The organism is Streptomyces sp. NPDC006309 (assembly GCF_040613095.1).
Taxonomy (GTDB): domain Bacteria; phylum Actinomycetota; class Actinomycetes; order Streptomycetales; family Streptomycetaceae; genus Streptomyces.
This window is the reverse complement of record NZ_JBEXRO010000005.1, coordinates 333,291-346,015: the sequence shown is the minus strand read 5'-3', so window position 1 is coordinate 346,015 and position 12,725 is coordinate 333,291. Positions and strand designations below refer to the sequence as shown.

Sequence of the window (12,725 nt, the reverse complement as noted above, 5' to 3'; positions counted from 1 at the left end):
GCCACCGACCGGATTTCGTGCTGTCCGCACGGTCAGACGGCGTAGTCCCCGACCAGCTCCGCGCCGGTCGTCTTCCCGTCCCGCTCGGTGATCTCGCCGGCCACCCACGCCTCGACGCCGCGGTCGGCCAGGGTCGCCAGGGCCACCTCGGTGGACTCCTGCGCGACGATCGCCATCATGCCGACGCCCATGTTCAGGGTCTTCTCCAGCTCCAGGCGCTCGACGTTGCCGGCCGCCCCGACCAGGCCGAAGATCGCGCCCGGGGTCCAGGTGGAGCGGTCGACCACGGCGTGCAGGCCGTCCGGGATCACCCGGGCCAGGTTGGCGGCGAGACCGCCGCCGGTGATGTGGCTGAAGGCGTGCACATCGGTGGTGCGGGTGAGCGCCAGGCAGTCCAGCGAGTAGATCCTCGTGGGCTCCAGCAGCTCCTCGCCGAGACTCCGGCCCAGCTCCGCGACCTCCGTCTCCAGGGTCATCCCGGCGCGGTCCAGCAGGACGTGCCGGACCAGGGAGTACCCGTTCGAGTGAAGCCCGGAGGACGCCATGGCGATCACGGCGTCACCCGTGCGGATACGATCCGCGCCGAGCAGCCGGTCCGCCTCCACGACGCCCGTGCCGGCGCCGGCGACGTCGAAGTCGTCCTCGCCCAGCAGACCCGGGTGTTCGGCCGTCTCGCCGCCCACCAGGGCGCAGCCGGCCAGCACACAGCCCTCCGCGATGCCCTTGACGATCGCGGCGACCCGCTCGGGGTGCACCTTGCCGACGCAGATGTAGTCGGTCATGAACAGCGGCTCGGCGCCGCACACCACGATGTCGTCCATGACCATGGCGACCAGGTCGTGGCCGATGGTGTCGTAGACGCCCATGCGGCGCGCGATGTCGACCTTCGTGCCGACGCCGTCCGTGGCGGAGGCCAGCAGCGGACGCTCGTAGCGCTTGAGGGCGGAGGCGTCGAAGAGCCCGGCGAAACCGCCGAGGCCGCCCAGCACCTCGGGGCGCCGGGTCTTCTTCACCCACTCCTTCATCAGCTCCACCGCGCGGTCGCCCGCCTCGATGTCGACGCCGGCGCTCGCGTAGCTGGCTCCGGCCGCGGCGGACGGGCCGGCATGCGGGGCACGCTGATGAAAACCATCAGAAGACATGACCTTGAGAACTTTCGTGTCGTACCGCGTGAACAGCGGGGATTACGGGCGGCGGATCGCGTCGGTCGCGGCCGTGGCGGCCGGGCCCGCGGCCAGCTCCGTCTCCAGCAGCTGCTTGCCGAGCAGCTCCGGGTCCGGCAGGTCCATCGGGTACTCGCCGTCGAAGCAGGCGCGGCACAGGTTCGGCTTGGCGATCGTGGTCGCCTCGATCATGCCGTCGATGGAGATGTAGGCCAGGGAGTCGGCGCCCAGGCTGGTGCCGATCTCCTCGATGGTCATGCCGTTGGCGATCAGCTCCGCGCGCGTGGCGAAGTCGATGCCGAAGAAGCAGGGCCACTTCACGGGCGGGGAGGAGATCCGGATGTGGACCTCGGCGGCGCCCGCCTCACGGAGCATGCGGACCAGGGCCCGCTGGGTGTTGCCGCGCACGATCGAGTCGTCGACGACGACCAGGCGCTTGCCCTTGATGACTTCCTTCAGCGGGTTCAGCTTCAGGCGGATACCCAGCTGGCGGATGGTCTGGGAGGGCTGGATGAACGTACGCCCGACGTAGGCGTTCTTCACCAGGCCCGCGCCGAAGGGGATGCCGGAGGCCTCCGCGTAGCCGATGGCGGCCGGGGTGCCGGATTCCGGGGTGGCTATGACCAGGTCGGCCTCGGCGGGCGCTTCCTTGGCCAGGCGGCGGCCCATCTCCACACGGGAGAGGTACACGTTCCGGCCGGCGATGTCGGTGTCCGGGCGGGCCAGGTACACGTACTCGAAGACGCAGCCCTTGGGCTTCGCTTCCGCGAACCGCGAGCTGCGCAGGCCGTTCTCGTCGATGGCGACGAACTCGCCCGGCTCGATCTCGCGCACATAGCTGGCGCCGCAGATGTCGAGGGCGGCGGACTCGGAGGCCACCACCCAGCCGCGCTCCAGACGGCCGAGGACCAGCGGACGGATGCCCTGCGGGTCGCGGCCGGCGTAGAGGGTGTGCTCGTCCATGAAGACGAGGGAGAAGGCGCCCTGGACCTTCGGGAGGACCGCGTGGGCGGCCTCCTCGATGGTCAGCGGCTTGCCGTCCTCGTCGACCTGGGCGGCCAGCAGGGCCGTCAGCAGGTCGGTGTCGTTGGTGGCCGCGACCCGGGTGGAGCGGCTGTTGTTGTCGTTGGGCAGCGCGGCGACCATCTCGGCGAGCTGCGCCGTGTTGACCAGGTTGCCGTTGTGCCCGAGCGCGATCGAGCCGTGCGCGGTGGCACGGAACGTCGGCTGGGCGTTCTCCCACACGGAGGCACCGGTGGTCGAGTAGCGGGCGTGTCCGACCGCGATGTGGCCCTGGAGCGAGCCGAGAGAGGTTTCGTCGAAGACCTGGGAGACCAGGCCCATGTCCTTGAAGACGAGGATCTGGGAGCCGTTGCTGACCGCGATTCCCGCGGATTCCTGGCCCCGGTGCTGGAGGGCGTAGAGCCCGAAGTACGTGAGCTTTGCGACCTCTTCACCCGGCGCCCAGACACCGAAGACGCCGCAAGCGTCCTGGGGGCCCTTTTCGCCGGGAAGCAGATCGTGATTGAGTCGACCGTCACCACGTGGCACGCCACCGAGTGTAGGCGAGATCGGTCACCGGTCCGAATTGGGGATCGTGCCGGTTGCCGAGAACGGGGATGCGATCACTTTGGGTGTTTTCGCGTTCAGGCAGGTCAGGACTGTGCAGCATGGACGGCCGGGGGCACGGCCCGCGTCGGGCGGGCCCGCCACCAGGCTTTTCGCCGGGTGCGTGAGTGAGGTGTCGCACATCATGCGGGCGCGCGGCGGCTGAGGTGGACGCGGTCGCCGTCGCCGTCGGTGAGGGTCGCCCTCGCCCCGTCGGTCCGCGCGGTGAGCGTGCCGGTGGTGAGGGTGCGGGCGAGGGCGCGCTCGAAGTCCATCCGGGCCGGGGCGCAGGCCATCCGGGTCGTGCGCAGGTCGCCGATGGTGATCCGGTCGCCGTGCACGGTGGCCCGGGCGCTGAAGCGGTTGCAGCCGAGGTTGCCGGCCGCCCTGCCGTCCTCGTCGATGCGCAGGCGGGCGGTGGCGGGCGCGTGCCGGGTCGCGCCGCCGACGGTGATGCCGTCGACCCGCCAGTCGATCCCGGTCACCGGCTGCTGGGCACTCACCGCTCCACTGTCCCCCGCCGCGCTGCCGCAGGCCACCGTGAGCGGGAGGAACACGGCGGCCACCGCCAGAGACATGTGCTGCTTGTACCGGTTCATACGGATTCGACGGGCGAGTGGTGCGACCGGTTCCGCGGCGGGACCTGACAGACCGGCGGGCAGGGCGTGACCGGCGAACGGCGCCACGGCAGGACCGGCGGGCAGGGCTACGACATGACCGGCAGGAGTCCGCCGATGTCCGCCCGCTCCCCGCTCGCGCCGACCTTCGCCCCGGCCAGCGCGTCGGCCCAGGTCAGGCGTCCGGTGGCCAGCCGGATCCAGGTCAGCGGGTCGGTCTCCACGACGTTGGGCGGGGTGCCGCGGGTGTGCCGGGGCCCCTCGACGCACTGCACGACGGCGTACGGCGGCACCCGCACCTCGGTGGAGCCGCCGGGTGCCTTCAGGGCGAGGGCGTCGGCGAGCAGCCGGGTGGCGGCGGCCAGGGCCTGCCGGTCGTACGGCACCTCCAGGCCGGGGACGGCGGCGTTGAGGTCGTCGGTGTGGACGACGAGTTCGACGGCGCGGGTGACGAGGTAGTCGTCCAGCGGCATGGCACCCGCGTTGGTCTCCAGGAGCCGGCTGCCGGGGTGTGCGGCGAGCAGGGCGCGCAGGCCGTCCTCGGCCTCGGTGAGGTAGGCGTCGAGGTCGGAGCGGTCCGCGGCGAGGTTGCGGGTGAAGTCCGCGATCGCTCCCGCGGCGGCGGCGGTGGCGAAGGGCCACTCGGCCACCCGCACGTCCTGCTTGGGCGGGGCCGGCCGGTCCAGGGCGCGGTGCACGGCCGTGACGGCCATGCCGATGTGGGCGATCAGGTCCCGTACGGTCCAGTCGCCGAGCCGGGTGGGCAGGGCGAGCTGCCCGGGGCCGAGCCCGCGGACGGCCTCCCGTACGGTGCCGAGCTGGGCGAACACCACGGCGCGGGTCTTGGCGGGGTCATAACTGCGGGCGCGCTTCCTGGCCGGTGGCATGGAAGCGACCTTAAGCCCCCGGGCACCGGGGCTTCAGCGGCTTTTCCCGGGGCCGGCGCCCGGACGCTCGCCGCGGCCTCGGGGCGGAGTGCGGTGCGGCCCGGCTGCCGGCTGGATCCGCGGAGCAGCCTGCGCGTCGCGGCCGGCGAGGTGGCGGTGCGGCGCGTGCCCCAGGGACGCGGGGGCGGCCGGTTCCTGGTTCTGTGGGGGTCCGCCGCGGCGCTTCCGGGAGGGTGTCGCGGCAGGTTCCGGCTGCTGATGCCGGCGGCGCGCGCTACCCCGTCGGTGACGCCCGAGCGCCCCGGAACCGGCGTCCGGGACGCGGGGAAGGTCTGCATCCGGCGGTGCGCGCGAAAGCCCCGCCCGGGACCGGGCAGGGCTTTCAGCGGGGCGGGTACTACGCCAGCAGCGCCGGGATCGTGTTCTCGTGGATCTCGCGCAGCTCGGTCAGGGAGAGGGTGAACTCGCCCTGCACCTCCACCGTGTCACCGTCCACGACACCGATGCGGGTGACGGGCAGGCCGCGCGCACCGCACATGTCGTTGAAGCGGACCTCCTCCGAGCGCGGTACGGCGACGATCGCGCGGCCGGCCGACTCGGAGAACAGGAAGGTGAAGGCGTCCAGGCCGTCCGGGACGACCAGGCGGGCGCCCTTGCCGCCGAGCAGCGCGGACTCGACCACGGCCTGGACCAGGCCGCCGTCGGACAGGTCGTGCGCGGAGTCGATCATGCCGTCGCGGGAGGCGGAGATCAGGATCTCGGCCAGCAGCCGCTCCCGTTCCAGGTCCACCTTGGGCGGCAGCCCGCCGAGGTGGTCGTGGATCACCTGGGACCAGGCCGAGCCGCCGAACTCCTCGCGGGTGTCGCCGAGGAGGTAGACCAGCTGGCCCTCCTCCTGGAAGGCGACCGGGGTGCGGCGGGCGACGTCGTCGATGACGCCGAGGACGGCCACGACCGGGGTCGGGTGGATGGCGGCCTCGCCGGTCTGGTTGTACAGCGAGACGTTGCCGCCGGTCACGGGCGTGCCCAGCTGGCGGCAGCCGTCGGCGAGACCGCGCACGGCCTCCGCGAACTGCCACATGACCGCCGGGTCCTCGGGCGAACCGAAGTTCAGGCAGTCGGAGACGGCCAGCGGCTTCGCGCCGGTGGTCGCCACGTTCCGGTAGGCCTCGGCCAGGGCCAGCTGGGCGCCGGTGTACGGGTCCAGTTTGGCGTAGCGGCCGTTGCCGTCCGTCGCGATCGCGACGCCGAGCCCGGTCTCCTCGTCCACGCGGATCATGCCGGAGTCCTCCGGCTGGGCGAGGACGGTGTTGCCCTGCACGAAGTGGTCGTACTGGGACGTGATCCACTTCTTGGAGGCCTGGTTGGGGGAGCCGACCAGCCTCAGGACCTGGGCCCTGAGCTCCTCGGACGTCTCCGGGCGCGGCAGCTTGTTCGCGTCGTCCGCCTGGAGCGCGTCCTGCCAGTCGGGGCGCGCGTAGGGGCGCTCGTAGACCGGGCCCTCGTGCGCGACCGTGCGCGGGTCGACGTCGACGATCTTCTCGCCGTGCCAGAAGATCTCCAGCCGGTCGCCGTCGGTCACCTCACCGATGACGGTGGCGATGACGTCCCACTTCTCGCAGATCTCCAGGAACCGGCCGACCTTCTCCGGCTCCACGACCGCGCACATGCGCTCCTGCGACTCGCTCATGAGGATCTCCTCGGGCGAGAGCGTCGAGTCGCGCAGCGGGACGTCGTCCAGCGTCACGCGCATGCCGCCGGAGCCGTTGGAGGCCAGCTCGGAGGTGGCGCAGGACAGGCCGGCCGCGCCGAGGTCCTGGATGCCGACGACCAGCTTCTCGCTGAACGCCTCCAGGGTGCACTCGATGAGGAGCTTCTCCTGGAAGGGGTCGCCGACCTGCACCGCGGGCCGCTTGGACGGCTTGGCGTCGTCGAAGGTCTCGGAGGCGAGGATCGAGGCGCCGCCGATGCCGTCGCCGCCGGTCCGGGCGCCGTACAGGATGACCTTGTTGCCCGTGCCGGAGGCCTTGGCGAGGTGGATGTCCTCGTGCCGCATCACACCGATGGCACCGGCGTTGACCAGCGGGTTGCCCTGGTAGCAGGCGTCGAAGACGACCTCGCCGCCGATGTTGGGCAGGCCCAGGCAGTTGCCGTAGCCGCCGATGCCCGCGACCACGCCCGGCAGGACGCGCTTGGTGTCGGGGTGGTCGGCGGCGCCGAAGCGCAGCGGGTCCACGACCGCCACCGGGCGGGCGCCCATGGCGATGATGTCGCGGACGATGCCGCCGACGCCCGTGGCCGCGCCCTGGTAGGGCTCGACGTAGGAGGGGTGGTTGTGCGACTCGACCTTGAAGGTGACCGCGTAGCCCTGGCCGACGTCCACGACGCCGGCGTTCTCGCCGATGCCGACGAGCAGGGCGTCCGACTCGGGCGCCTTCTCGCCGAACTGGCGCAGGTGGACCTTGGAGGATTTGTACGAGCAGTGCTCGGACCACATGACCGAGTACATGGCGAGTTCGGCGCCGGTGGGGCGGCGGCCGAGGATCTCCACCACCCGCTCGTACTCGTCCTTCTTCAGGCCCAGTTCGGCCCAGGGCAGCTCGACGTCGGGGGTCCCGGCCGCGTGCTCGACCGTGTCCAGAGGCGTCCGGCTCATGCGTTGACCAGCTTCTTGAGGATCGAGGTGAAGAAGGGGAGGCCGTCGGTGCGGCCGGTGCCGACGAGCGGCTCCACGGCGTGCTCCGGGTGCGGCATCAGCCCCACGACGTTCCCGGCCTCGTTGGTGATGCCGGCGATGTCGCGGAGCGAGCCGTTCGGGTTGAAGTCCACGTACCGGAAGGCGACCCGGCCCTCCGCCTCCAGCTCGTCCAGCGTGTACGCGTCGGCGACGTACCGGCCGTCCATGTTCTTCAGCGGGATGTGGATCTCCTGGCCGGCGCGGTAGTCACCGGTCCAGGCCGTCTCCGCGTTCTCCACCCGCAGCTTCTGGTCGCGGCAGATGAAGTGGAGGTGGTCGTTGCCGAGCATCGCGCCCGGGAGGAGGTGGGCCTCGGTGAGGATCTGGAAGCCGTTGCAGATGCCGAGGACCGGGAGGCCGGCCTTCGCCTGTTCGATCAGGGACTCCATGACCGGCGAGAAACGGGCGATGGCGCCGGCCCGCAGATAGTCGCCGTAGGAGAAACCGCCGCACAGGACGACGGCGTCGACCTGCTTGAGGTCCTTGTCCTTGTGCCACAGGGCGACCGGCTCGGCACCCGCCAGACGGACCGCGCGCCGGGTGTCCTGGTCGTCCAGGCTGCCCGGAAAAGTGACGACGCCAATACGAGCGGTCACTTGGCCGCCTCCGCGACTTCGTCGACCCGGACGGTGAAGTCCTCGATCACGGTGTTGGCGAGGAAGGATTCCGCAAGATCGCGGATGCGGCTGAGCGCGGCGTCGTCGACCGGCCCGTCAACTTCCAGTTCGAAACGCTTTCCCTGACGTACGTCCGAGATCCCCTCGAAACCCAGGCGCGGCAGCGCACGCTGGACCGCCTGGCCCTGGGGGTCGAGGATCTCCGGCTTGAGCATGACGTCGACTACGACGCGTGCCACTGGCACTCCCGGTGTGTGGTGCTGAGCAGGTCCCTTCAGACTACCCGCACAAAATTTCTACGCGGGTAGAGTTGGAGGAAAGTACGTGAGGCGCATCACGATCGGGTGTCGGACCCGCCCGCCCGCGAAAAGTTCTGGGAAAGTTCGACCATCCTCCCGATCCACCTATTGCGCTCGGACACGCGGGCAGATTTAGTCGGGCTTCACTTTGCATTGCCGGGCACGGTACATTTGCATTGCCGGGCACCATACAAATGAATTGGCAATAGCCGATACCCGGCACGTCATCGGCGTTGAGCTGTATCGACGTGCCGCACGAAGGGACCGATATTCGTGGCGCAAAAGGTCGTGGTCACTCTCTTCGACGACATCGACGGCTCGGAAGCGGCGGAGACGATCGCCTTCGGACTCGACGGCCGGTCGTACGAGATCGACCTGAACGAAACCAACGCCAGGAAACTGCGCAAGGCGCTCGCGCCCTACGTCGAGGCCGGCCGCAAGCGGTCGCGGTCCGGCAAGGCGTACAAGCAGACGGAGGTCGCCCCCGACCCGGCGGCCGTCCGCGCCTGGGCCCAGGCCAACAAGATGGACGTGCCCGCACGCGGGCGCATCCCGAAGAAGGTCTACGAGGCGTTCAGCGCCGCGCAGTGAACCCGCGAAGGGGCGAGTCCTCAGGGTCCGTCAGCGGGCCCTGAGGATCGTGCACTTGGGGCGAACCGGGTCACAAGGGGAGCCGACTTGCGCTACCCCCCCGCCGATCGGCTAATGTCTGGGACACGCCGAGGGGCGAGGCCGGAAGGCCGGATCCCGAGGACACGCGGGTGTAGTTCAGTAGTAGAACATCCCCCTTCCAGGGGGAAGGCGCAGTGTGCAATTCCTGTCACCCGCTCTGCACCGCCGACATGACCACTCCGGTGGATCAGGTAGGCTGGTGCCGCACCGATCGGTGGGAGCCGGTCGGGGGCAGTGCGGACGTAGCTCAGTTGGTAGAGCGCAACCTTGCCAAGGTTGAGGTCGCGAGTTCGAGCCTCGTCGTCCGCTCGGGAAGAAGACCCCGGTCCACTGGACCGGGGTCTTCTCGTTGTCCGTCCTCTCGTTGTCCGTCCTCTCGTTGTCCGTCCTCTCGTTGTCCGTCCTTTCCGTATCGGGCCCCGCACTGACATGTGTCATGCCGGGTGATGACACCGCGCACTGCCCGCCGGGCCGCGCCGCCGGGACGCTTGCTCCATGGACATCGACGGACACGAGCACGTGATCGAGGCCACCGGCCTCAGGCGTGTCTACGCAGGCGGGTTCGAGGCCGTACGCGGCATCACCTTCTCCGTGCGGCGCGGGGAGATCTTCGCCCTGCTGGGCACCAACGGTGCCGGGAAGACCTCCACGGTCGAACTGCTGGAAGGGCTCGCAGCACCCGCCGCCGGCCGGGTCCGGGTCCTCGGCCACGACCCCCACCGCGAACGGGCCGCCGTGCGGCCCCGCACCGGCGTGATGCTCCAGGAGGGCGGCTTCCCCGCCGAGCTGACCGTCGCCGAGACCGCCCGGATGTGGGCGGGATGCACCAGCGGGGCCCGGCCGGAGCACGAGGTCCTCTCGCGGGTCGGGCTCGCGGACAAGCGGCGGGTGCGGGTCAAGCAGCTGTCCGGCGGGGAGCGCCGGCGCCTCGACCTGGCACTCGCCCTGCTCGGCGATCCCGAGGTGCTCTTCCTCGACGAGCCGACGACCGGGCTCGACGCGGAGGGCCGCCGGGACACCTGGGCGCTGGTGCGGGAGCTGCGGGACGCGGGCACGACCGTGCTGCTCACCACGCACTACCTGGAGGAGGCCGAGGGCCTCGCCGACCGGCTCGCCATCCTGCACGAGGGGCGCATCGCCGCCTGCGGCACCCCGGCCGAGGTCACCGCCGGCCGGCCGTCCCGGATCTCCTTCGAACTGCCCGCCGGCTACTTTCCCGGCGACCTGCCGCCCCTCGCCGACCTCGGCGTCTGCGGACACGAGAGCGCCGGCCGGGTCGTGCGGCTGCGCACCCGCGAACTCCAGCGGACCGCCACCGCCGTCCTCACCTGGGCCGAGCGGGCCGGTGTCGAACTGCGCGGCCTGGACGTGCGCTCGGCCTCCCTGGAGGAGGCGTTCCTCGGGATCGCGCGGGACGGGGTGGCGGCGTGAACGGCGTCTCCCCCGGCGCCGGAGCCGGCCGCGCGCACCGTGCGTCCCCCGGCGCCCCGGCGCCCGTGACCCGGCGGCTGCGGGCGCTGGCCCTGGCCGAGCTGGTCCTGCTCGGGCGCAACCGCGGCGTCCTGTTCACCGCGCTCGTCGTGCCGCTCGCGCTGCCGTTCAGCGTGCGTCCGGCCCTGGACCAGCTGGAGCTGGAGAAGCACGGCGTGAGCGCCGGCGCGGCCCTGCTCACGGCCGCCGTCGGCTTCTCCCTGCTCTTCACCGTCTACACCGCGCTGGTCAACGTCTTCGTCGCCCGCCGCGAGGAACTCGTCCTCAAACGGCTGCGCACCGGCGAACCGACCGACGCCGAGATCCTCACCGGCACCGCCCTGCCCGCCATGGCCGTGGGGCTCGCCCAGGCACTGCTGCTGTGCGCCGGGGGTGCGGTGCTGCTGCACGCCGGGGCCCCCAGGGCGCCGTACCTGAGTCTGCTGGGGCTCGCGGCCGGGCTGGTGCTGAGCGCCGCGCTCGCCGCGCTGACCGCCTCCTTCACCCGGTCCGTGGAGAGCGGCCAGATCACCTCGCTGCCCCTGGTGTTCGTGACGATGCTCGGTTCGGGGGTCATGTTCCCCACCGAGGTCATGCCGGACAGACTGGCCTCCGTCTGCGAACTGCTCCCGCTGTCCCCGGCGATACGGCTCGTCCGGGCGGGCTGGACCGGGCAGTCGGGCGCGTACGAGATCCTGGGCGCCCTCGCGACCGCCCTGGCCTGGACGGTCGTGGCGATGTTTGCTGTACGGCGGTGGTTCCGGTGGGAGCCACGGCGCTGAGGGGCGGGGAGGCGCGCATGACGGGGCGGATACGGCGCTGGCAGCAGCGGCAGTGGCGGGAGCGCAGCAAGGCCGAACGGGTCGAGCTGTACACCGTCGTCTCCTGGTACGTGTCGGTCTGGGTCTTCTCGCTCGGCTGGCTGCTGCTGCCCCTGGTCGCCGGGCTCGGCCACCGGCCCGTGGCGGTCGCCCTCGGCGCCCTGCTCGTCCTCGTGTCGGTACTCCAGTGCGCGGTCTCCAACCGGCTCACCCGGCCCGCGCTCGACCACTACCTGGGGCGCGCCCGGCTGCCGGCCGGCGCGCACCGCGTACCGGCCGCCCTGCTCGGGTCGGCCCTGGCGCTGGTCCTGGCCCTCTCCGCGCTGGACGCGGCCGACCCGATGGCCGTCCGGTGGGCGGTCGCCGCCGTCCTGCTGCCGTTCGGGCTGCTCTACGGACTCACCGTCCCCGTACGGGTGTTCCTGCGCCGGTCGGCGGTGCTCGCGATGCTGCTGTCGGGTGCCGTCTGGCTCACCGACGGCGACGGCGTCGGAATCCTCGTGACCGGCCTGATGGCCGCCTTCCAGGCGGTGTTCGCGCTGCTCGCCTGCCGTGCCGGCGCCTGGACCCTGGCCGTGCTCTGGGAGGCGGAACGGGCCCGTGAGGCCGAGGCCCGGCTCGCGGTCGCCGAGGAACGGCTGCGGTTCGGGCGGGACCTGCACGACGTGCTGGGCCGGAATCTGTCCGTGATCTCCCTCAAGAGCGAACTGGCCGTCCAACTCGCCCGCCGGGGGCGGCCGGAGGCCGTGGAGCAGATGATCGAGGTGCAGCGCATCGCGCAGGAGTCCCAGCGGGAGGTACGGGCCGTCGTACGCGGTTACCGCGAGGCCGACCTCGGCGCCGAACTCGCCGGGGCGCAGGGGGTGCTGGCGGCGGCCGGGATCGACTGCGCGGTACGTGCGGAGGCCCCCGGGCTGCCCGCCGAGGTGCAGTCCGCGCTCGGCTGGGTGGTGCGCGAGGCGACCACCAACGTACTGCGGCACGGGGACGCGGGCCGGTGCGACGTGGGACTGACCGTGCGGGAGGGACATGTGGTGCTGACGGTGGAGAACGACGGGGTCCCGGACGGACCGGGCGGCGGCGGCACGGGACTCGCCGGGCTGCGGGAGCGGCTCGCCGCCGTCGACGGCACCCTTCGGGCGGGCGTGGTCGGGACCGGTCGCGACCGGTTCCGGCTGGTGGCGGACGTGCCCCTGACCCAGATGGGAGGAGTCACCTCGTGAACGCTCCGGTACGGCTGCTGCTCGCGGACGACGAGCATCTGATCCGGGGGGCGCTGACCGCGCTGCTCTCGCTGGAGGACGATCTGCTGGTCGTCGCCGAGGCGGCGACCGGGCCCGAGGCACTGGCCATGGCCCGGGCGCACACCCCCGACGTGGCCGTGCTCGACCTTCAGATGCCGGGTGCCGACGGTGTGAAGGTCGCCACATCCCTGCGCACGGAGCTGCCCGGCTGCCGGGTGCTGATCGTCACCGGGCACGGGCGGCCCGGGCATCTGAAACGGGCGCTCGCGGCCGGTGTGCGCGGGTTCGTCCCGAAGACCGTCAGCGCCCAGCGCCTCGCCGAGATCATCCGGACGGTGCACGCGGGAAACCGCTACGTGGATCCGGAGTTGGCCGCCGACGCGATCTCCGCGGGCGACTCGCCGCTGACCGCGCGGGAGGCCGAGGTGCTGGAGCTGGCCGCCGACGGCGCGCCCGTCGCGGAGATCGCCGAGCGGGCGGCGCTGTCACCGGGGACCGTGCGCAACTACCTCTCCTCGGCCGTCACGAAGCTCGGCGCCGAGAACCGGCACACGGCGGTGCGTCTCGCCCGCGAGCGCGGTTGGGTATAG

Annotated in this window: 12 protein-coding genes and 2 tRNA genes; 7 read left to right on the top strand and 7 right to left on the bottom strand. The window is 71.8% G+C overall.

Annotated features, from left to right (window positions below):
- Positions 1-32 precede the first annotated feature (32 nt).
- The 7 genes from purM to purS all read right to left on the bottom strand — a co-directional run bounded on the left by purM (position 33) and on the right by purS (position 7,868).
- Complete coding sequence (gene purM, locus ABZ117_RS10650; RefSeq protein WP_356819311.1) at positions 33-1,142, bottom strand: phosphoribosylformylglycinamidine cyclo-ligase; 1,110 nt, start codon at positions 1,140-1,142, stop codon at positions 33-35.
- Between the two features lie 42 nt (positions 1,143-1,184).
- On the bottom strand, positions 1,185-2,714 hold the full coding sequence (gene purF / locus ABZ117_RS10645; protein WP_356819309.1) for an amidophosphoribosyltransferase: 1,530 nt from the start codon (positions 2,712-2,714) through the stop codon (positions 1,185-1,187).
- 200 nt (positions 2,715-2,914) lie between these two features.
- A complete protein-coding gene (locus tag ABZ117_RS10640; RefSeq protein WP_356819307.1) occupies positions 2,915-3,349 on the bottom strand; it encodes an META domain-containing protein in 435 nt (144 codons plus the stop codon).
- 128 nt (positions 3,350-3,477) lie between these two features.
- Positions 3,478-4,275 carry a sterol carrier family protein gene (locus ABZ117_RS10635; protein ID WP_356819305.1) on the bottom strand — a complete coding sequence of 266 codons (798 nt, stop codon included), beginning with the start codon at positions 4,273-4,275 and terminating at the stop codon, positions 3,478-3,480.
- Positions 4,276-4,672: 397 nt separating this feature from the next.
- Entirely contained in the window at positions 4,673-6,931 is a 2,259-nt protein-coding gene (gene purL / locus ABZ117_RS10630) for a phosphoribosylformylglycinamidine synthase subunit PurL (protein ID WP_356819303.1), read from the bottom strand.
- Positions 6,928-7,608 (bottom strand): phosphoribosylformylglycinamidine synthase subunit PurQ, encoded by a 681-nt coding sequence (gene purQ / locus ABZ117_RS10625; protein ID WP_356819301.1) that lies wholly within the window; start codon positions 7,606-7,608, stop codon positions 6,928-6,930. The genes purL and purQ overlap by 4 nt, the downstream gene beginning before the upstream one ends.
- The gene (gene purS, locus ABZ117_RS10620) at positions 7,605-7,868 is read right to left on the bottom strand and encodes a phosphoribosylformylglycinamidine synthase subunit PurS (protein ID WP_356819299.1); all 264 of its coding nucleotides are present in this window, start codon (positions 7,866-7,868) and stop codon (positions 7,605-7,607) included. Before purS ends, purQ begins: the two co-directional genes overlap by 4 nt.
- A 333-nt stretch (positions 7,869-8,201) precedes the next feature.
- On the opposite strand from purS, the gene ABZ117_RS10615 reads away from it, so the two are divergent.
- From ABZ117_RS10615 to ABZ117_RS10585, 7 genes are all read left to right on the top strand, one after another.
- Positions 8,202-8,519, top strand: a complete 318-nt coding sequence (locus tag ABZ117_RS10615) for an Lsr2 family protein (protein ID WP_020940956.1) — start codon at positions 8,202-8,204, stop codon at positions 8,517-8,519.
- 166 nt (positions 8,520-8,685) lie between these two features.
- Positions 8,686-8,757: transfer RNA gene (locus ABZ117_RS10610), tRNA-Gly, on the top strand.
- A gap of 79 nt (positions 8,758-8,836) precedes the next feature.
- Positions 8,837-8,909, top strand: a tRNA-Gly gene (locus ABZ117_RS10605).
- 186 nt (positions 8,910-9,095) lie between these two features.
- The gene (locus ABZ117_RS10600) at positions 9,096-10,031 is read left to right on the top strand and encodes an ABC transporter ATP-binding protein (protein WP_356819297.1); all 936 of its coding nucleotides are present in this window, start codon (positions 9,096-9,098) and stop codon (positions 10,029-10,031) included.
- Between the two features lie 65 nt (positions 10,032-10,096).
- Positions 10,097-10,852, top strand: coding sequence for an ABC transporter permease (locus ABZ117_RS10595; protein WP_356819390.1), 756 nt, complete (start codon positions 10,097-10,099; stop codon positions 10,850-10,852).
- Between the two features lie 17 nt (positions 10,853-10,869).
- Positions 10,870-12,114 carry a histidine kinase gene (locus ABZ117_RS10590; protein WP_356819295.1) on the top strand — a complete coding sequence of 415 codons (1,245 nt, stop codon included), beginning with the start codon at positions 10,870-10,872 and terminating at the stop codon, positions 12,112-12,114.
- Positions 12,111-12,725 carry a response regulator transcription factor gene (locus ABZ117_RS10585; RefSeq protein ID WP_356819293.1) on the top strand — a complete coding sequence of 205 codons (615 nt, stop codon included), beginning with the start codon at positions 12,111-12,113 and terminating at the stop codon, positions 12,723-12,725. Before ABZ117_RS10590 ends, ABZ117_RS10585 begins: the two co-directional genes overlap by 4 nt.